This is a genomic window from Achromobacter marplatensis (genome assembly GCF_002209535.1).
Lineage (GTDB): Bacteria > Pseudomonadota > Gammaproteobacteria > Burkholderiales > Burkholderiaceae_B > Achromobacter > Achromobacter marplatensis.
Map to the genome: position 1 here is coordinate 236,491 of NZ_NJIG01000002.1, position 19,992 is coordinate 256,482.

Below are 19,992 nucleotides of genomic sequence, written 5' to 3' on the forward strand. Positions count from 1 at the left end.
AATCCGGACGGCCCCTTTTACGGGGATATTTCCGTCCGTCTCGCGGTCCGGCTACCAGCTCAACCAGGTGCCGCGCATGAAGGTATCGACTGGCATGCTCAGGTTGGCCCGCCATTCATAGTTGCCCGAAATGATGTCGCGGTCGGCGCCTACGGCCAGCTTTACCTTGGGGGCGACGAACATGCTGTGCGTCAGGCCCACGCGCTGTTCAGCCAGTGTCGACCCCTCATGCAGGCCGGAATAGGTGCCGCTGATGGTGCCCCAGCCCGTGATCGGCACGCCGGCCGACAGGGTGTTGCGCGACTGCGGGGCCGAGGCCACGCCGCCGGAGTAGGTGGACAGGTCGCCAAAGCCGGCGCCAATCTGTTCGTTGGTGTAGCCCAGGTTCACGGCATCGGCCACGTCCACGCTGTAGCCGAAGCGATAGCGCCAGGCGTTGGACGCGTCGAACGAGCTTTGGGTGGCGCCGGCCTGGAACGTGCCGTATTCGCCGGCGGCGTAGGTGGTGCCCATGCCGCGGGTGGTCAGCGATGGGGCGCTCTGCATCTGGCCTTCCAGCGTCAGGGCGGGGGTCAGGCCGTAGCGCACGCTGCCGGTGCCGACCGAGGCGCCGTAGTCCACGGCGCCGGAACTGGCGGCCGGATCCATCCGGTTCAGCTTGCCCAGCGATGAGGAATAGCCAAAGCTGCCTTCGGGCACAGTGGCGGAGGAACCCGCCCAGTTGGCGATCTGCAGCCCGCCGACGGGCGCGCTGCTGCCCCAGGCGGGGGCGTTGGCATTGATGTTGCCCACGGTGACCGAGGGCCCCGCAGTATTGCGGTAGACCCAGTTGCGGTCGCCGCCATAGCGCAGCCCGTCCTGGCCGCTGACCGAGGCGAACCAGGGCCGGGTGGGGCGCGACACGCCCGAGATTACGACGACCGGCACGCGGGGCAGGTCGCCGTCTTCCAGTGCGAAGGAGTAATCCGGCGTGCTTTCCTCGGCCGGTGCGGCGGCCGCCTGTTCGCAGCCCAAGGGGGGCGCGTCGGCCGCACCGGACAACGAGGTTCCGATCCCCGGGATCAGTTCCGCGCCGCTGTCTTCCACGCCCTGCACGCTGGTGTCCATCGCCGGTTCCGCCACTTGCAGGTCGCAAGGGGACGGATCCAGGGGAACGGCCCGCGAATCGATCGACGGCGCCGGGCGCACAGGGATCGGCTGCACCGGGGACAGAACCCCGATGCCGCGCGCCATGCGGACCCGCGCCCCCTCGGGAAGGGGGGCAGCGAAATCGGGGGACGCAATCGAGGTGTCGCCGAACGCGGAAGCCAGGGGGCAGGACAAGCCCACCGCCAGCGCCGCGTGCAACAGCCGTCTGCGCCAGTGTGTAGGGGCGACCATACGGACCAGTGTAGAGAGGGGACGCCGCCGTAGCTGTAAACGATTTTTAGTAAACCGGACGAGCGGCAAGACCAGTCCGGTTATTTTAGGTCCACTCCATGCCCCGACGGGCGTTTCAGGCAAAGCGCCGGAAAACACGGCGTACATCGTGCAACAGGTGTATTTCAGTTGATTTCTTGCCTCTTGCGGCCGGACGCGGCGCGCCTCACTATGGCATCCATGGACAATCCCCACACCAAGCTGCTGGTCGTCGACGACGACCCAGCGTTACGACAACTGCTGGCCGACTACCTGAATCGGCACGGCTACGACACCTTGCTGGCGCCGGACGCCACCGACCTGTCCTCGCGCATCACCCGTTACGCGCCCGACCTGCTCGTGCTGGACCGCATGCTGCCCGGCGGCGACGGCGCGGACGCCTGCCGTCGCCTGCGCGAGCAAGGCGAAGACATTCCCGTCATCCTCCTGACCGCCCGCGACGAAGCGGTGGACCGCATCATCGGCCTGGAAGCGGGGGCGGACGACTACGTGGGCAAGCCCTTCGACCCGCGCGAACTGCTGGCCCGCATCGAGGCCGTGCTGCGCCGCAAACGCGGCCCCTCCGCGCTGACCAAGGATGCACCGGTCACGTTCGGCCCCTTCCTGTTCGACCCGTCCTCGCGCCAACTGTCGCGCGAAGGCACCGTGGTGAAGCTGACCGGCGGCGAAATCAACCTGCTTGAAGCCCTGGTGCGCAATGCCGGCAAGCCGCTGTCGCGCGAGCGCCTGCTGGCGCTGGCGCGCGACGACGACGCCGGCGAACGCAATGACCGCGCCATCGACATCGCCATCCTGCGCCTGCGCCGCGTGATCGAAGACGATCCCAAGCAGCCGCGCTGGATCCAGACCGTCTGGGGCATCGGCTACCGGTTTTCCCCCTGATGCGCTTTTCCCCCGGTTTCCTGGTGCCGCGTTCGCTGAGGGCGCGCCTGATCCTGCTGATCCTGGGGTCGGTGCTGCTGACGCAGGCGGCCACGCTCGTCACGGTGTCTTACTTCCGGCACAAGTTCCTGGAAGACGTGGCCATCGGCTACATCGTCACCACGATCCGCACCCTGCGCGCCGCCGTGTCCGAGGTGCCCGCCGAAGACCGCGCCGAGTTCGTGCGCACCGCGTCGCAGAACCAGTGGCGGCTGTGGTCGCGCGTGCTGCCGGCCGAAGCCAAGCTGCAACGCTTCAATGGCCGCCGTCCCCCGCCACCCCCGCGTGCCGCACCGCGTCCGCCTCCCCCGCAGTCTTCGGCTGCTCAGCCCGGCGATACGCCGCGTCCGCCCCCGCCCCCGCCGCCCGAAGTGCGGGGCGACGACCATGACGCGGATGGCGACCGCGGCGACGACCACCGGGCCGACGCGCGCGACGCCGCCGACCGGGAACGGGCGCGCGAAGAGCACATGCGCCGCTACAAGCCCGAGCCGGATGACATCCGCCGCGACCTGCGCGTGCTGGTGCAACTGCTGAACGAACGCCTGAACGACGGCACCCGCGTGGCGCTCTCGCGCGGCCCGGCCCCGGAGATCTTCATTTCACTGGCGCCCAATTCCGCCAGCGAAGATGTGCCGCGCTTGCGCGAATGGCTGGTCATCCCGCTGGACCGCCTGGATCCGCCCGTGGCCACGCCGTTCATCGCGGCCTGGCTGGGCGGCCTGGGCCTGTTGCTGCTGCTGGCGGTGGGCTTCTCGTGGCACATCACGCGGCCCATCACCCGGCTGGCTGATGCCGCCGACCGGCTGGCCGCGGGCCAACCCCAGCGCGTGGAGCCTTCCGGGCCACATGAAACGCGGGCGCTGGGCGTGCGTTTCAACGCCATGCTGGATGCGCTGGCCGAATCCGACTCGGTGCGCCGCACCTTGTTGTCGGGCCTGCCGCACGACCTGAAAGGGCCGTTGTCGCGGATGTGGCTGCGCATCGAGCTGGCCGACGATTCCAAGCTGAAGGAAGGCTTGCGCACCGATCTGCAGGACATGCAGCACATGGTTGATCAGTTCATCGGCTTTGTGCGCGGCACCGACCCCGCGGCCTACCGCTATGCGCCCATCGTGCTGTCCGACTGGCTGACCGAACGCGTCGGCGCCTGGCAGGGCGCGGGCACGGACATCCACCTGACGGCCGCCGACGACGACGCGCCGCTGGTGGTGCAGGCCGACGCCGTGGCGCTGGGCCGCCTGCTGGACAACCTGATCGGCAATGCCTTGAACCACGGCGCGCCGCCGGTGGACGTCAGCCTGCGTCGGGAAGAGCGCCACGCCGTGCTGGATGTGGCCGACCATGGCCCCGGTATTGTCGCCGAACGCCGCCAGGAGGCGCTGCGCCCGTTCAGCCGGCTGGACGATGCGCGCACGCGCACCGGCAGCGTGGGCCTGGGACTGGCGCTGGCCGAGGCCATTGCCCGTGCCCACGGGGGCTCGCTGGAATTGCGGCAGGCCGAATCCGGCGGCCTGTGCGTGCGGGTGAAGCTGCCCCTGTCCGAAACCGCATAGGGCGGCGGGGCCCTTTGCGGCCCCACCTAGGCGGCCCCACCTAGGCGGCCCCACCTAGGCGGCCCCGCCATACGGTACGATGCATCCTGCTTCGTCCCTTGTCGTATCCGCACCATGGCCATTCAGTCCGATTCCCTTTCCTCCCGTCCCGACGCCCCCCGTATCGTGGCGCCGCAGCCGGTGTCGCCCAACGAGGAATCGATCGAACGCGCCTTGCGGCCCAAGGCGCTGCAGGAATACGTCGGCCAGCAGCGCGCCCGCGAACAGCTCGAGATCTTCATCGCCGCCGCCCGAAAGCGCGGCGAGGCGCTGGACCACGTGCTGCTGTTCGGCCCCCCCGGGCTGGGCAAGACCACGCTGGCCCACATCATCGCGCACGAAATGGGCGTGCAGCTGCGCCAGACGTCCGGCCCCGTGCTGGAGCGCCCGGGCGACCTGGCCGCGCTGCTGACCAACCTGGAAAAGAACGACGTCCTGTTCATCGACGAAATCCACCGCCTGTCGCCGGTAGTCGAGGAAATCCTCTATCCGGCGCTGGAAGATTTCCAGATCGACATCCTGATCGGCGAAGGCCCCGCCGCGCGCAGCGTGAAGCTGGACCTGCAGCCGTTCACGTTGGTGGGCGCGACCACGCGGGCGGGCATGCTGACCAACCCGCTGCGCGACCGCTTCGGCATCGTCTCGCGGCTGGAGTTCTATAACGCGGCTGACCTTGGCCACATCGTCACGCGCAGCGCCGGCCTGCTCAACGCCGGCATCACGCCGGACGGCGCGGCGGAAGTGGCGCGCCGCGCTCGCGGCACGCCCCGGATCGCCAACCGCCTCTTGCGCCGCGTGCGGGACTACGCCGAGGTCAAGGCCAGCGGCACGATCGACGCCGACGTCGCCGGCCGCGCGCTGGCCATGCTGGAAGTGGACCCCCAGGGCCTGGACCTGATGGACCGCAAGCTGCTGGAAGCCATCATCCACAAGTTCGATGGCGGGCCGGTGGGCGTGGACAGCCTGGCCGCCGCCATCGGCGAAGAGCGCGACACCATCGAAGACGTGATCGAGCCCTACCTGATCCAGCACGGTTACCTGCAACGCACGCCGCGGGGCCGCACCGCCACGCTGACGACCTGGCGCCATCTGGGCCTGACCCCGCCCACGGGTGTCACTACCGGCGGCGGCGATCTGTTCGGCAAGTAGGCGCGGGCGGCGCGCAAACCGCGCGACGGGTTTATGATCCGGGGGTTTCGACATTCCTGCGATCAAAGGACCGGATTCCCATGCTGCCCGAATTGCCTACCTATGATGATGTCGTGCGCGCCAGCGAGCGCCTGGCCGGCAACGCACACCGTACGCCCGTCTTGACCTCGGCCACGGCCGACGCCATCAGCGGCGCATCGATCTTCTTCAAGTGCGAAAATTTCCAGCGCATGGGCGCCTTCAAGTTCCGCGGCGGCTACAACGCCATCGCGCGCCTGACGCCTGAGCAGCGCGCTGCGGGTGTCGTCACCTTCTCGTCGGGCAACCACGCGCAGGCCATCGCGCTGGCTTCCAAGCTGCAAGGCGTGTCCGCTACGATCATCATGCCGCTGGACGCACCTGCGGCCAAGCGCGCCGCCACCGAAGGCTACGGCGGCAAGATCGTCACGTACGACCGCTACACCGAAGACCGCGAGCAGATCGCCCGGCGCATCCAGACCGAGACCGGCGCCACGCTCATTCCGCCCTACGACCATGAAGACGTGATCACGGGGCAGGGCACCGCGGCCAAGGAACTGTTCGAGGAAGTCGGCGAGCTGGACTACCTGTTCGTCTGCCTGGGCGGAGGCGGCCTGCTGTCGGGTTCCGCCTTGTCCGCGTTCGCGCTCAGCCCGCGCTGCCTGGTCTACGGCGTCGAGCCGGAAGCGGGCAACGATGGCCAGCAGTCTTTGCGCAAGGGTGAAATCGTCCGGATTCCGGCCCCCAAGACCTTGGCCGACGGCGCCGCCACGACGCACCTGGGCAACCTGACCTTCCCCCTCATCCAGAAGCACGTGCGCGACATCGTCACGGTGACGGATGCCCAACTGGTCACCACCATGAAATTCTTCGCCGAACGCATGAAGATGGTGGTCGAGCCCACGGGTTGCCTGGGCGCGGCGGCCGTCATGCAGAACGTGGTGCCGGTGCGCGGGGCGCGGGTCGGCGTCATCATCAGCGGTGGCAACGTCGACCTTCCGGCCTACGCCCGATTGCTGGCTTCCTGATCCCGATTGGCGGTTCGCCTGCCGGACCGCCGATGCGTGCTTGCGGTTGCCGCCCGCGCAAGGCAGAATCGGGACTCGATCCTGACAAACAGGAGGCTGCGGCATGCGTATCCTTATCATTGGTGGCACCGGTTTCATCGGCCGTCACCTGATTGCCCGGCTGTCCGGCGGCTTGCACCAGATGATTGTGCCCACGCGCCTTCTGGCGCGGGGCAGCGAACTGCAAGTCTTTCCCACCGTCACGCTGGTCCAGACCGACATTCACGATGACGCGGCGCTGGATGGCCTGGTCCGCGGTTGCGACGTGGTCGTGAACCTGGTGGGCATCCTGCATGGCAACATCGGCAAGCCGTACGGGTCGGACTTCGCGCGGGCCCACGTGCTGTTGCCCCAGCGCATTGCGCAAGCCTGCCGGCGCCAGGGCGTGCATCGCCTTCTGCATGTCAGCGCGCTGGGCGCCGATTCCCAGGGCGACAGCATGTACCAGCGCTCCAAGGGCGACGGCGAGGCCGCGATCAAGCATGAATTCCAGGCCGCGTCCGAAGGCGGCTGGACAATTTTCCGTCCGTCCGTCCTATTTGGGCCGGACGACAAATTCACCAATATGTTCGCCACGCTGGCGCGCTGGCTGCCCGTGCTGCCGCTGGCGGGCGCGCACGTGCGCATGCAGCCGGTCTATGTGGGCGATGTGGTGGAGGCGATGATGTCCGCCCTGGGCGACACGCACACCTGTGGCAAAACGTATGAGCTGGGCGGGCCGCAGGTCTACACGCTGGGCGAGATCGCGCGGCTGTGTGCGGCCTGGAGCGGTCATCCGCGGCCGGTGATCAGCATGCCGATGGGCGTGGGCCGCATCCAGGCCCGCCTGTTCGAATGCCTGCCGGGCAAGCCCCTGATGTCGCGCGACAACCTGGATTCCCTGCGCCGCGACAATATCTGCGCGGGGCCCATTGCGCCGGAACTGCACGTCGTGCCGACCGGGCTGGAGGCCGTCGCGCCCCGCTACCTGTAATCAGCGGGCCAGCGCCTTCAACGCCTGCTTGATCCCGTCCGACACACCGACCCCTTCGGGCAGCGTCTTCAGCGCCGACAGCGATTCCTTTTCCGAATAGCCCAGCGCCAGCAGCGCATTCAGGATGTCCGACTGGTGATCCGGCGTCGCATGCGAGGACGCGCCGATGTCCGCGCCCAGCTTGCCGCGCATTTCCAGCAGCAGGCGTTCGGCGGTCTTCTTGCCGATGCCGGGCACGCGGGTCAGGCGGCCCGATTCCTGCAAGGTGATGGCCTGCGCCAGATCCGCCACCGACATGCCCGAGAGCACCGACAGCGCCGTGCGGGCGCCGATGCCGCTGACCTTGATCAGTTCGCGAAAGGCGCTGCGTTCGCTGGCCGTGCCGAAGCCATACAGGATGTGCGCGTCTTCGCGCACCGTCAGGTGCGTGTACAGCGTGACGCGCGCGCCGGTTTCCGGCAGCGCGTACAGCGTGCTCATGGACACGTCGATGTCATAGCCCAGTCCACCCACGTCCACGCAGATGGTGGGGGGCAGCTTTTCGATCAGGGTTCCGGTGATGCGTCCGATCATGGTGATGAAGGCCTGGTAAAGGAGTAGGGCAGGAGAGGCGCGCGGAATGCGCGGCGAATGCGGGCATTCTATACGCGCAAGGGCGCGTTCAGCCGATCAGGCGTCCGTTGCGGATGCGCGTCTTGCCGCTCATGCGTAGCGACGTGCCCAGGCGTTCCAGCTTGTCCTGCAGCGGTCCGACGTGGGCGTGGCAGATGGCGCAGGCCAGCGCGTCGGCGGAGTCGGGGGCGGGCGTGCCGTCCAGCGCAAGCAGGTGCTGCACCATCATCTGCACCTGCTCCTTGGCGGCGCGTCCGGTGCCGACCACGGCTTTCTTGATCTGCAGCGCGGTGTACTCGTGGACAGTCAGCGAACTGTCGGCCAGCGCGCACAGCGCGGCGCCCCGCGCCTGCCCCAGCAGCAGGGTGGACGCGGGGTTGGTGTTCATGAAGACGATTTCCAGCGCGGCGACGTCGGGTTGCGTGTCGCGCGCCACCTGGCGCAGATTGTCCAGGATGACTTTCAGGCGTTCGGCCAGCGTCAGCGCCGGTGGGACCACGATGGTCCCGCTGGCCACGTACCGCAGCCGCGAGCCGTCGGCATCGATCACACCGAAACCGGTGCGGCGCAAGCCGGGATCGATGCCGAGGACGCGCATCAGTGGCGGAAGTGGCGGGTGCCGGTCAGCACCATGGCGATGCCATGCTCGTCGGCCGCGGCGATGACTTCGTCGTCGCGCATGCTGCCGCCGGGTTGGATCACGCAGGTCGCGCCTGCCGCCACCACCACGTCCAGGCCGTCGCGGAACGGGAAGAACGCGTCAGACGCCACGGCCGAGCCCTTCAGGGTCAGGCCGGCGTTTTCCGCCTTGATCGACGCGATGCGGGCCGAGTCGATGCGGCTCATCTGGCCGGCGCCCACGCCGAGCGTCATGCCGCCGCCCACGAAGACGATGGCGTTGGACTTGACGTACTTGGCGACCTTCCAGGCAAAGGCCAGATCGTTCATTTCCTGCTCGGTGGGTTGGCGCTTGCTGACCACCTTGAGCGCATCGCGCGGCACGTTGTAGGCGTCCGGGCTTTGCACCAGCCAGCCGCCGCCCACGCGCTTGATGTCCATGGCGTTCTGGCCCACGCCCATCGGCACTTCCAGCACGCGCACGTTCTTCTTGGCGGCCAGGATGGCCAGCGCGGCGCCGTCATAGGCCGGGGCCAGCAGCACTTCCAGGAACTGGGCGCTGACGGCTTCGGCCGTGGCGGCGTCCACCGGGCGGTTGAAGGCGATGATGCCGCCGAACGCGGAGGTCGGGTCGGTCTTGAATGCTTGCTGGTACGCGCCCAGCGTGTCGGCCGCCACGGCGACGCCGCAGGGGTTGGCATGCTTGACGATGACGCAGGCAGGCACGTCGAAGCTGCGCGCGCATTCCCATGCGGCATCCGCATCGGCGATGTTGTTGTAGGACAGTTCCTTGCCCTGCAACTGGCGGTAATTGCCCAGCAGGCCGGCCGGACGCTGCGCGTCCACGTAGAAGGCGGCGGTCTGGTGCGGATTCTCGCCGTAGCGCAGCGCCTGCTCCTGCTTGACCTGCAGGGTCAGCGTGCCGGGCCATTCGGTGCGCGCCGGGACCGCTTCCTGGGCCGGTTCGGCTTCGGTCAGGCTGGTCAGGTAGGCGGCGATGGCGCCGTCGTAGGCGGCGGTGTGGGCGTAGACCTTCGAGGCCAGCGCCAGGCGCAGGCCGTAGGAGGTGCTGCCGTTCTTGTCCATTTCCGACAGCACGCGCGAATAATCGATCGGGTCGATCACGACCGTCACGCCGCCGGCTTCCGTGCCGTGGTTCTTGGCGGCGGCGCGCAGCATGGCCGGGCCGCCGATGTCGATGTTCTCGACCGCATCGGCGAACGTGCAGTCCGGCTTGGCGACGGTTTCACGGAAGGGGTACAGGTTGACCACCAGCATGTCGATGCGATCGATACCCGCCGCCTTGATGGTGTCCATGTGCTCGGCGCTGTCCCGGCGCGCCAGCAGGCCGCCGTGGATCTTGGGGTGCAGCGTCTTGACGCGGCCATCCAGGATTTCCGGCGAACCCGTGTGGGCAGCCACTTCGGTGACGGTCAGGCCGGCGTCGGCCAGCAACTTGGCGGTGCCGCCAGTCGACAGCAGGCGTACGCCGCGCGCAGCCAGGGCGCGGGCAAATTCAACGATGCCGGTCTTGTCGGACACCGAAAGCAGGGCGGTTTCGATTTTCATGGTGGGGGACGGGAGTCGGGCGCAGCGCCTTTCTCGTTCAGGTCGGGATGGGAAATCGGAGGGCGGGGCGGACGGCGCCCGGCAAGGGGCCGTCCACGCGGAAAAGCTATACCTGGATATTGTGCGCCAGCAACTTCTTGCGCAGGGTGTTGCGGGTGATGCCCAGCATTTCGGATGCCCGCGACTGGTTGCCGCCCGACCGCTCAAGCGCTACTTCAAGCACCGGGCGCTCCACACAGCGCATCACCATGTCCCACATATCGTGGGGCTCGGATTCACCCAAGTCTTCGAAATAGCGCTCCAGGCTGGCGCGCACGCATTCTTCCAGGACATCTTTCTTGCTCATTTGAGTACAGATATTTTTATGTTGGTGTTGAGGCGGTCATGCCGCCAGCAGGGCTTCTGCGACCGGCGCCGGATGGGGCTCGCCGTCGCGCGAGATGATGTCGAACCAATCAGACACCGCCCGCCACTGGTCGCGGGTGTTGTCGATCAGGTTCATGCGGGCGCAGAACGAATCCGCGCCCGGCAGGCCGTCCAGATACCAGCCGATATGCTTGCGCGCCGTGCGTACGCCGGTGTGCTCGCCATAGAACCGGTAATGGTCGTCGAGATGTTCGAGCAACAGCTCGCGCATTTCCCCATACGAGGGAGGGGCCAGTGTTTCGCCCGTGCGCAGGTAGTGGTCGATTTCGCGGAAAATCCAGGGACGGCCCTGGGCCGCCCGGCCAATCATGACCGCGTCGGCGCCAGTGTAATCCAGGACGTGCCTGGCTTTTTCAGGCGAGTCGATATCCCCGTTTGCGATCACGGGAATCGTCAGCTCGGCCTTGACGGCGCGGATAGTGTCATATTCCGCCTCGCCCGTATAGAGGTCGGCGCGCGTGCGGCCATGCAAGGTCAGGGCCGCGATGCCGGCGTTTTCGGCCAGTTTCGCCACGCGCAAGGCGTTGCGGCTCTCGCGGTCCCAGCCGGTGCGGGTCTTCAGCGTGACCGGCACGCCCAGCGGCGCACACGCCGACACGACGGCGTCCAGGATGCGGACGATCAGGTCTTCGTGGCGCAGCAGCGCCGAGCCGGAGGCCACATTGCAGACCTTTTTCACCGGGCATCCCATGTTGATGTCGATGATCCGGGCGCCCTTGCCGGCGTTGAAGACGGCCGCTTCGGCCATCATGGCCGGGTCGGCGCCCGCGATCTGCACGGAAATGGGGGCGATCTCGCCGTCGTGATTGAGACGGCGGGACGTCTTGACGCTATCCCACAGCTTGGGGTTGCTGGCGGCCATTTCCGACACGGCATAGCCGGCCCCCAACTTCTTGCAAAGTTGCCGGAAAGGGCGGTCCGTCACGCCCGCCATGGGCGCGACAAGAACATTGTTGGGAAGGGTCCATTGGCCTATGCGCATGGTCACATTTTAACCGGCTCGATCGAACCCCCGTTTTCAGCTGGCAACAGCTTGGTAACAAACGGGGGCGAAAGCAGTCGATTCCGCACCCCGGGCGGGGGCGGAACGAGAGCGGAATCAGGCGCGGAAACCTTGCAGCAGATGTTGGGCCAGCGGCGCGCGCAACGGGGAGGCCAGATCCATCCCCAGCAAGGCCAGCCCGCACGCATGCTCCACCGGGGCCAGGCCGGTGGCGAACACGCGGGGCATCAGGTCGGTCAGGCCGGCGGTGATGAAGCGGTCGACCTGACGCGCTTGCGCGAACTCCGCCAACAGGGCGGTGGGACTGGCCTCGGGGCGGGCCAGCCAGCCCGCCAGCGTCTGAGCCAGGCGGGCGGCGTCGCGCAGCCCCAGGTTCAGGCCCTGGCCCGCGACCGGGTGCAGGGTCTGGGCGGCATTGCCGATGGCGGCCACGCGGCCTTGCACTTGCGCCCGGCGGGCGGCCAGCGACAGCGGAAAGACATGGCGCGGCGCCTGGCTGGACAGTCGGCCCAGGCGGTCGCCGAAAGCGGCCGACAGCGCTTTCGAGAAAGCCGTGTTGTCCAGCGCGGCCAGTTCGGTGGCGCGATCCGGGGCGCTGCACCATACGACGGAATAGGCGTCCGGCGTCTGCGGGTGGGGCAGCAAGGCCAGTGGTCCTTCGGCGGTGAAGCGTTCCCAGGCCCAGCCGCGGCGCGGCAGGGTGGCATGGGCGGTGGTCAGCACCGCGTGCTGGCCGTAGTCGCGGCGTACGTCGGCCGCGCCCGCGCCGTCGGACTGCACGGCGACCTGGCAAAGCAGCGTGGTGTCGCCCTGCACGATGCGCACGCCGTCCGCGTCCTGGCTGTCCACGCGCGCGGCAGGGCCCGGCAGGACGGTGACGCCACAGGCGGCCACGCATTCGTCCAGCTTGGCGTGCAGCCCCGAATAGGCGACGACGCTACCCAGCTGCGGCACGCCGAAGTCGGTGTTCTGGATCACGGTGCGGCCCAGCCGTCCGCGCTGCGATACATGAATGTTGCGGATGTCGGCCGAACGTTCGGGCCAGGCATGCAGCGATTCCAGCAGCACGCGGCTGCCATGGTTCATGGCCAGCACGCGGGGGTCGGCCGCGGGCACGGCCGCAGCAGGCGTCGCCGGGGCGGGCGCGGCGCCCGCGAGCAGGGCGATGCGCGCCGGATCCGGTGCCACGCGCGCCAGCATCAGGGCCAGAACGCGGCCCACGGGGCCGGCGCCAAGAATCGCAATGTCGAAGGCGGATGCAGTCATGTCCCGATTTTAACCGTCCACTACAATCCGGGACAGCCAGCGCGGTGGGTCGCGCGGCCCACTCTCCCGGTTGATCGATATGACGCAGGTTCAGGCTTCCCCTTCGCTGTCCGCCGTATCCGCCCGCCGCCCGCGCGGCAAAGTCGCCGTGGGGCTGTTGGCCTGCCTGTTCGGCTGGCTGGGCGCCCATTGGTGGTATCTGGGCCGGCGCCACGCCTGGCTGGTCACCACACTGTCACTCGTCTGCCTGTTCTGCGCGTTTCGCTTCTACCCCGTCTGGTACGACAACCCCGCGTTCTTCCTGGTCTTCATTCCGATGATCGACGGGTTCATCGAAAGCGCGGTGTTCTCGCTGATGCCGGACGAGAAATTCGACCGCCTGTACAACCCCGAGCTGGGCCGCCCCACCGCCACGGGATGGGGGCCGGTGCTGGTCGCCATCCTGGCCTGCCTGGTGGGCTCGGTCGTCTCGATGTTCGCCATCGCCATGGTGGTGGTCTACGTCTGGGTGGCGATGGGCTGGCTGGACGGGCTGGTGCTGTAGGGTCGGGGCTGTGGGGCCGGCTATTCGCGCATCAGCGCTTCGATCTCGCTGGCCTCTACCGGCACGCCACGGGTGATCAGTTCACAGCCTTCATCCGTCACCAGCGCATCGTCCTCGGTGCGGATACCGATATTCCAGTAGCTTTCCGGCACGTCGTCCGCCGGGCGCACATAGATGCCCGGCTCGATCGTCAGCATCATCCCGCGCTCCAGCTTGCGCCAGGGGCGGTCGGCGCCCTGGGCGGGGCCCGGCTGGCGGTAGTCGCCCACGTCATGTACGTCCAGGCCCAGCCAGTGGCCGGTGCGGTGCATGTAGAAGCGGCTGTAGTCGCCGGATTCCAGCACCCCGTCCAGCGATCCCTTCAACAGCTTTAAGTCCAGCATGCCTTGCGCCAGCACGCGCAGCGCGGCTTCGTGGCCGTCGTTGAAGGTGCGGCCGGGGGCGGTGGCCTGGGCCGCCGCTTCCTGTGCCGCCACCGTCAGGTCATACAGCGCGCGCTGCGGGCCGCTGTAGCGGCCGTTCACGGGAAAGGTCCGAGTGATGTCGCTGGCGTAGCTGTCCACCTCGCAGCCGGCGTCGATCAGCACCAGGTCGCCGTCGCGCAGCACGGCTTCGCCCGCCGGGTAGTGCAGCACGCAGGCGTTGGCGCCCGCTGCGACGATGCTGTTATAGGCCACAGCCTGGGCGCCGTGGCGACGGAATTCATACAGCAGCTCGGCTTCCAGCTCGTATTCGTGCATACCGGCGCGGGCGACGCGCATGGCGCGCGCGTGCGCCCCGGCCGAGATCTTGGCGGCGCGCCGCATCGCGGCGATTTCGGCCGGGTCCTTGATCAACCGCATTTCCGCCAGCAGCGGGCGGATGTCCTGTTGGCGCGAAGGCGGCGCGTGGCCGGCGCGGCTGGCGTCGCGCGCCGTAGCCAGCCAGCGGTGCAGGCGGCCGTCCGTGCGCTTGTCGCCGGCCAGCGGCGCGTACAGGGTGGGGTGGTCCAACATCAGCGTGGGCACCACTTCGTCCAGGGCGTCCAGCGCGTGCGCATCGTCGAAACCGAAATAGGCGGCGGCCGCTTCGGGGCCGAAGCGCTTGCCTTCCCAGATCTCGTGTTCCACGTGGCGCGGGCGACAGAACAGCACGGCGCGGTCGGTCGCTCCTGCGATCAGCACCAGCCAGGCGCCGGGTTCGGTGAACCCGGTGAGGTAGAAGAAGTCGCTGTCGTGACGGTACGGGAATTCGGCGTCGCGGTTGCGGATTGCTTCGGGGGCCGTGCTCAAGATGGCGATGCCGCCGCCGTCGGCGCGCATCCGGTCCATCAGGCGTTGGCGCCGGGCGGCGAAGGGGGCGATGTCGGCGGGAGGCAGGCTCATGGCGGGCAGGGGCGCGAACCCCGCGAAGGTGTGGATGCGGCTTACTTTACCCCGCTATCGCGCGGAAACAACAGCGGGCGGGGTTCCCGCGGCGTCCGCGCGGGATTCACTGGACCGTCAGATTCGCGCTGCTACAATCGCGGCTCTGTCATTGGGGAGTAGCCATCCTTTGTCCCCAAAGGAGTTAGCGTCAACAGACTTGGTGGTTCAGGGCCGCGTAGCGGTTGCTAGAACTCCATGGCGCTAACGGTTTCCATGCAAGCGGCCTGCCCGCCGCATGGATCAGCCAGGCGAGACCTTTGGCCGCGTTGCGTTCACCCTGGCCGGGCGAGCCGTAGCGTCGCGCCAATTGGTTTCTGCTCGTCCGGCTGCGTTCATATGTTGCTCACCCTGTTTCTGTTTTTCCTGTCCGCGGCAGTGATTTACTTCGCCTGCGAATTCTTCGTCAATGGCGTTGAATGGGTCGGACACCGCTTCCATCTGGGCGCCACCGCCACCGGCACCGTGCTGGCCGCGTTCGGCACCGCATTGCCGGAAAGCGCGGTCACCTTCATGGCCGTCATGTTCGGCGACACCCCGGAGCAGAAAGACATCGGCGTCGGCGCGGCCATGGGCGGCCCCCTGGTGCTGGCGACCCTGGCGTACGCCGTAGTGGGTTTCGCCCTGTGGCGCGCGCGCCGGGGCCAGACGACGCAAGCCAACTGTATCAACGCGGACCAGCGCCGGCTGGCCCGCGACCAGGCCTGGTTCATGGGCATCTTCATCTTCAAGGTGGGCCTGGGCCTGCTGGCCTTCGCGTGGAAGCCCTGGCTGGGCATCCTGTTCCTGGCGACGTACGGCCTGTACATCAAGCGCGAACTGAGCCATGACGAGGAACGGACCGACAGCGAGGACCTCGAGCCGCTCAAGCTGCGCCCCCGCGATGAGGACCCGACCATGTTCTGGGCCGCGACGCAGACGATCCTGGCGCTGGTGGTCATCGCGGGCGCCTCGCACGTGTTCGTCAACCAAATCGAAGTGCTGGGAATTTTCATGGGCGCGTCGCCGCACGTGGCCGCCTTGCTGCTGGCGCCCGTCGCCACCGAATTGCCCGAAATCATGAACGCGCTGATCTGGGTGCGCCAAGGCAAGGAACGCCTGGCGCTGGCCAACATTTCGGGCGCGATGATGATCCAGGCCACCATCCCCAGCGCCTTGGGTATCTTCATGACGCCGTGGCTGCTGGATGCCCCCTTGCTGGCCGCGGGCCTGTTCACGATGCTGTCGATCGGCCTGCTGTGGCTGCGTTTCCGCCGCTCGGTGATGAGCGTGCCGGCCTTGTCGGCGGTGGGCGGCTTCTATGCCTTGTTTGCGGCATATCTGGGGTGGCACTTCTACGTCTGATCCCGGACCTTGGTGCGAATTGCGGCGCAGGCTCAGCGGGGCCTGCGCCGCTTTTGCATTTTTTGGCGGTTTTCCGGGCAGTTAAGGCCCATAAACCTTGTCCATCAGTGGAAACCCGCGTAAAATTCCGTTGTTATCCATCCCAGGAGCAGTCTTCGTGAATACCGATTCCGGCGAAAGTAGTCGATCTTGCATCGACCTCGCTGTCTGACAGGAAACACGCAGAACTCCATCTGCCGCATCCTGTCATGCAGGTTGCGGCGTATCCCAAGCCTCGGGCGCGAGTCCAGGCAATAGCGCAGGCCTTCGGCTTGCCGGGAATCTCCCCAACGTAAACCGCCAGAACCGCCGCTTGCCGCAGCGCCAGCGTTCGTGCACGTCTTGTGTTCGTCCGTCATGCGCCGCGCAGTTGCGCTCGCGTACTCGCGATCACGCTCCCCATTCTTGCAATGGAGGTCGTTATGCGTTTCTTCGACTTGTTCCTACGCCGCGCTGGCGTGGACCGCGCCACCGCCCTGGGCCGCCGCCGCGGCACGTCGCGCTTGACGGTCATCTGTCCGCGCGACGAACTGGGCGCCTTGCGCAAGCAGATCTGCCTGGACTTCAGCGCCGCCGGCCTGGATGTCTCGCAAGTGCAGATCGACCAAGGCCAGGACCCGAGCATGGCGTCGGCTTGCATCACCGTCAATTGCCCCCCGGAACTGCGGGCGGAACTGATGTCGCAAGCGCGCCGCCTGAGCGCCAATCCCGCCGTGCGCCACGTGCATTTCGGCGCGCAAGCCGCCGCAATGGCCTGACGCCAGCGCCTATCCCCACAGGAGAGATCATGCCTAGTGCCTTAGACCCCGAACCTCGATCGCGCCAAGTGCATGGCGCCGGCATGCCTGTCTGACCTGTCATCTCCCTGCGAGCCGACCGGCCGGACAGTCATCCCGGTTCCGACGGACTCCGCAGCAAAGAATCCCCGGCCACGCCCCCAGAGGCCAACGGCGCCGGTTTCGATTCCCTAGCTAGCCCCCTTTCCGTTTTCCGCACCCGGCGCGACTTCGACGCGATCCGGACACCGGCAACTTTGCCCCGGTGCCTGCGCACGCCTGTACGCGGCGGATTGACGGCTTTCCCGCGAAAGCCGCGGCCCGCTGCTGCCCGCGCGCAGGCCGAGGGGCAGGCGCGCCCGTGTCTCCGACAACAACACCAAAAACCGGAGCACTCCGATGTTGACGTTCCTGAAATCGTTTTTTTCTTCCGCCGCAGGCCGACGGCGCGCAGGCCGCCACTTCCGGCGGTCCCCCATGCTTGAGCAAGGCGGCCATACCGTTGCGGCGTCCGCCGCTTCCGACACGTCGCGCCGCGCCAACCGCCGCATGCTCGACATGTCCCGCATGGGCCTGGATGCCTTGTTTTCGCTGCTGGGCAGCGGCCGGGGAGGCCTGTCTGAAGATCAGGCGCAGACCGCGCGCGAGCGCCACGGCGCCAACGAGGTTGACCACGAGAAGCCCTTGTCCTGGCCCGCCCACCTGTGGCTGTCCTACCGCAACCCGTTCAATCTTCTCTTGACCGCGCTGGCCGCCCTGTCGTGGCTGACCGATGTGTGGATGGCCGAACCGGACGATCAGTCCTGGACGGCAGTCGTGATCATCGGATCGATGGTCGTGATTTCGACGGTGCTGCGCTTTGCGCAGGAACTCCGTTCGAACCGGGCGGCCGAGGCATTGAAGGCCATGGTGCAGAACACCGCCACCGTGCTGCGCAGCGGCCCCATGGCGTCAGCGGGGGACGGCACCAGCCACCGCCCCTACGGCGCGCCCCTGCACGAGTCCGGCTCGCATCAGTTGGAAGTGCCGCTGGCGGAGCTGGTGCCGGGCGACGTGGTGCTGCTCTCCGCGGGCGACATGATTCCCGCCGATTGCCGCATCCTGAACGCCAAGGACCTCTTCATCGCGCAGGCTGCTCTGACGGGCGAATCGCTGCCGGTCGAAAAGCATGCCGTCCAGCGCGAGGAGACCGGCAATTCGCTCGAGCTGGAGAACATGGCCTTCATGGGCACCAATGTGGTCAGTGGCTCGGGCTGCGCGCTGGTCGTGGCGACGGGGGCCAACACGTATTTCGGCCATCTGGCAGGACGCGTCACCCAGGCCACCCGCGCGCCCACGCAGTTCCAGCAGGGCATCAACCGCGTCAGCTGGGTGCTGATCCGCTTCATGCTGGTCATGGCGCCGATCGTCATGCTGATCAACGGCTTCACCAAGGGCGACTGGCTGGAAGCGCTGCTCTTCGCGCTGGCCATCGCGGTGGGGCTGACCCCCGAGATGCTGCCGATGATCGTCACGGCCACGCTCGCCAAGGGCGCATTGCGCATGTCGGGCCGTAAAGTCGTCGTCAAGCGGCTGGATGCGATCCAGAACCTGGGCGCGATGAACGTGCTGTGCACCGACAAGACCGGCACGCTCACGCAGGACCGCATCGTGCTGGAACGCCACACGGACGTCTACGGCACCACCAGCGACGATGTGCTGGCCTACGCCTACCTGAACAGCTACTACCAGACCGGCCTGAAGAACCTGCTGGACGTGGCGGTGCTGCAGCATGCCGAAGTGCAGCGTCGCCTGAACCTGGCATCCCGCTACCGCAAGGTCGATGAGATTCCTTTCGACTTTTCGCGGCGCCGGATGTCGGTGGTGGTCAACGAGACCGAAAATGGCCGCGACCACCACGAACTGATCTGCAAGGGGGCGCTGGAAGAAATGCTGTCTGCCTGCACGCGGTTGCGCGTGGGTAGTGAGGTGCACCTGCTGACCGATTCGCGCCGGGCGGACATCCGCCGGGTGACGGCCGAGCTGAACCGCGACGGCCTGCGAGTGATTGCAGTGGGCGTCAAGGAAATGCCGCCCACGCAGGAGGTCTATGGCGTGGCGGATGAATCCGACCTGGTGCTGGTGGGCTATATCGCCTTCCTGGATCCTCCCAAGGAATCGACCGGCCCCGCGCTGGCGGCGTTGAAGGCCTCTGGCATCGAGGTGAAGGTTTTGACGGGCGACGTCGAACTGGTCACGCAGAAAGTGTGCCGTGAAGTGGATTTCGAGGTGCGCAAAGTCTATCTGGGCGCCGAGATCGAGGCCATGAACGACACGCAGCTTGCCGCCGCCGTACTCGAAGCGAACGTGTTCGCCCGGCTGACGCCCGCACACAAGGAGCGCATCGTGCGCAGCTTGCGCGCGCAGGGCAATACGGTGGGTTTCATGGGAGACGGCATCAATGATGCGCCCGCCCTGCGCGCCGCCGACGTGGGTATTTCGGTGGATTCCGCGGTGGATATCTCGAAGGAGGCGGCCGACATCATCCTGTTGGAAAAGAGCCTGATGGTGCTGGAAGACGGCGTGATCGAAGGCCGCAAGACCTTCTGCAACATGCTCAAGTACCTGAAAATGACCGCCAGCTCGAATTTCGGCAACGTGTTTTCGGTATTGGTGGCCAGCGCCTTCCTGCCTTTCCTGCCGATGCTGCCCATTCACCTGCTGCTGCAGAATTTGATGTACGACATTTCCCAGACGGCGATTCCGTTCGACAATGTCGACGAAGAACTCCTGAAAAAGCCGCAGCAATGGGACCCGGACGGATTGGGTCGCTTCATGGTGTTCTTCGGTCCGATCAGCTCCCTCTTCGACATCGCCACCTATGCGCTCATGTGGTACGTGTTCCAGGCCAACGCGCCTGAGCATCAGACGCTGTTCCAGTCGGGCTGGTTCGTCGAAGGCTTGTTGTCGCAGACCTTGATCGTGCATATGATCCGCACCCGCAAGATTCCCTTTCTGCAAAGCCGTGCCGCATGGCCGTTGATGGCGATGACGCTCATGGTGGTGGTCATGGGGCTGATCCTGCCGTTCTCGCCGCTGGCTGAATACTTCCAGCTGCAAGCGTTGCCGTGGAGCTACTTCCCGTGGCTGGTGGGCATCTTGTTGAGCTACTGCGTCCTGACGCAACTGCTCAAGGGCATCTGGGTACGCCGCTACGGCTGGCAATAAGTCTGTGCATGCTGCGGCGGGCCGCAACGCCCGCCGCCATCGG

17 protein-coding genes and 1 riboswitch are annotated in these 19,992 nt (G+C 67.1%); of the genes, 9 read left to right on the forward strand and 8 right to left on the reverse strand.

Annotated elements, in window-relative coordinates; all coding sequences use genetic code 11:
* Window positions 1–51: 51 nt before the first annotated feature.
* Complete coding sequence (locus CEY09_RS04585) at window positions 52–1,380, reverse strand: fimbrial protein (RefSeq protein ID WP_234818222.1); 1,329 nt, start codon at window positions 1,378–1,380, stop codon at window positions 52–54.
* A gap of 219 nt (window positions 1,381–1,599) precedes the next feature.
* On the opposite strand from CEY09_RS04585, the gene CEY09_RS04590 reads away from it, so the two are divergent.
* The 5 genes from CEY09_RS04590 (at window position 1,600) to CEY09_RS04610 (ending at window position 7,142) form a co-directional block, all read left to right on the forward strand.
* Window positions 1,600–2,301, forward strand: a complete 702-nt coding sequence (locus CEY09_RS04590; RefSeq protein WP_006226445.1) for a response regulator — start codon at window positions 1,600–1,602, stop codon at window positions 2,299–2,301.
* Entirely contained in the window at window positions 2,301–3,896 is a 1,596-nt protein-coding gene (locus CEY09_RS04595; RefSeq protein ID WP_088587746.1) for a sensor histidine kinase, read from the forward strand. Before CEY09_RS04590 ends, CEY09_RS04595 begins: the two co-directional genes overlap by 1 nt.
* Before the next feature lie 114 nt (window positions 3,897–4,010).
* Window positions 4,011–5,084 (forward strand): Holliday junction branch migration DNA helicase RuvB, encoded by a 1,074-nt coding sequence (gene ruvB / locus CEY09_RS04600; protein WP_006226447.1) that lies wholly within the window; start codon window positions 4,011–4,013, stop codon window positions 5,082–5,084.
* An 80-nt stretch (window positions 5,085–5,164) separates the two neighbouring features.
* Window positions 5,165–6,130 (forward strand): threo-3-hydroxy-L-aspartate ammonia-lyase, encoded by a 966-nt coding sequence (locus CEY09_RS04605; protein ID WP_088587747.1) that lies wholly within the window; start codon window positions 5,165–5,167, stop codon window positions 6,128–6,130.
* Between the two features lie 103 nt (window positions 6,131–6,233).
* Window positions 6,234–7,142, forward strand: a complete 909-nt coding sequence (locus CEY09_RS04610) for a complex I NDUFA9 subunit family protein (RefSeq protein WP_006226449.1) — start codon at window positions 6,234–6,236, stop codon at window positions 7,140–7,142.
* On the opposite strand, the gene ruvA is transcribed toward CEY09_RS04610, so the two are convergent.
* The 6 genes from ruvA to CEY09_RS04640 all read right to left on the reverse strand — a co-directional run bounded on the left by ruvA (window position 7,143) and on the right by CEY09_RS04640 (window position 12,636).
* On the reverse strand, window positions 7,143–7,715 hold the full coding sequence (ruvA, locus tag CEY09_RS04615; RefSeq protein ID WP_006226450.1) for a Holliday junction branch migration protein RuvA: 573 nt from the start codon (window positions 7,713–7,715) through the stop codon (window positions 7,143–7,145).
* An 88-nt stretch (window positions 7,716–7,803) separates the two neighbouring features.
* Window positions 7,804–8,352: a crossover junction endodeoxyribonuclease RuvC gene (ruvC, locus tag CEY09_RS04620; RefSeq protein WP_088587748.1), complete on the reverse strand. Its 549-nt coding sequence runs from the start codon at window positions 8,350–8,352 to the stop codon at window positions 7,804–7,806.
* Entirely contained in the window at window positions 8,352–9,941 is a 1,590-nt protein-coding gene (gene purH, locus CEY09_RS04625; protein ID WP_006226452.1) for a bifunctional phosphoribosylaminoimidazolecarboxamide formyltransferase/IMP cyclohydrolase, read from the reverse strand. Before purH ends, ruvC begins: the two co-directional genes overlap by 1 nt.
* Window positions 9,942–10,047: 106 nt before the next feature.
* The gene (locus tag CEY09_RS04630; protein WP_006217670.1) at window positions 10,048–10,287 is read right to left on the reverse strand and encodes a helix-turn-helix domain-containing protein; all 240 of its coding nucleotides are present in this window, start codon (window positions 10,285–10,287) and stop codon (window positions 10,048–10,050) included.
* Window positions 10,288–10,323: 36 nt separating this feature from the next.
* A complete protein-coding gene (dusB, locus tag CEY09_RS04635; protein WP_167390031.1) occupies window positions 10,324–11,349 on the reverse strand; it encodes a tRNA dihydrouridine synthase DusB in 1,026 nt (341 codons plus the stop codon).
* 117 nt (window positions 11,350–11,466) lie between these two features.
* Entirely contained in the window at window positions 11,467–12,636 is a 1,170-nt protein-coding gene (locus CEY09_RS04640) for a UbiH/UbiF/VisC/COQ6 family ubiquinone biosynthesis hydroxylase (RefSeq protein ID WP_088587750.1), read from the reverse strand.
* A 79-nt stretch (window positions 12,637–12,715) separates the two neighbouring features.
* On the opposite strand from CEY09_RS04640, the gene CEY09_RS04645 reads away from it, so the two are divergent.
* Window positions 12,716–13,180: a TM2 domain-containing protein gene (locus CEY09_RS04645; RefSeq protein WP_035213782.1), complete on the forward strand. Its 465-nt coding sequence runs from the start codon at window positions 12,716–12,718 to the stop codon at window positions 13,178–13,180.
* A 20-nt stretch (window positions 13,181–13,200) separates the two neighbouring features.
* Here CEY09_RS04645 and CEY09_RS04650 read toward each other — a convergent pair whose 3' ends face one another.
* Complete coding sequence (locus CEY09_RS04650) at window positions 13,201–14,544, reverse strand: aminopeptidase P N-terminal domain-containing protein (protein ID WP_088587751.1); 1,344 nt, start codon at window positions 14,542–14,544, stop codon at window positions 13,201–13,203.
* A gap of 134 nt (window positions 14,545–14,678) precedes the next feature.
* Window positions 14,679–14,878, forward strand: a riboswitch (yybP-ykoY riboswitch).
* A gap of 44 nt (window positions 14,879–14,922) precedes the next feature.
* On the opposite strand from CEY09_RS04650, the gene CEY09_RS04655 reads away from it, so the two are divergent.
* From CEY09_RS04655 to mgtA, 3 genes are all read left to right on the forward strand, one after another.
* Entirely contained in the window at window positions 14,923–15,927 is a 1,005-nt protein-coding gene (locus CEY09_RS04655) for a sodium:calcium antiporter (RefSeq protein ID WP_088587752.1), read from the forward strand.
* 461 nt (window positions 15,928–16,388) lie between these two features.
* Window positions 16,389–16,724 carry a hypothetical protein gene (locus CEY09_RS04660; protein WP_006226458.1) on the forward strand — a complete coding sequence of 112 codons (336 nt, stop codon included), beginning with the start codon at window positions 16,389–16,391 and terminating at the stop codon, window positions 16,722–16,724.
* Window positions 16,725–17,141: 417 nt separating this feature from the next.
* A complete protein-coding gene (gene mgtA, locus CEY09_RS04665) occupies window positions 17,142–19,949 on the forward strand; it encodes a magnesium-translocating P-type ATPase (RefSeq protein WP_088587753.1) in 2,808 nt (935 codons plus the stop codon).
* Window positions 19,950–19,992 lie beyond the last annotated feature (43 nt).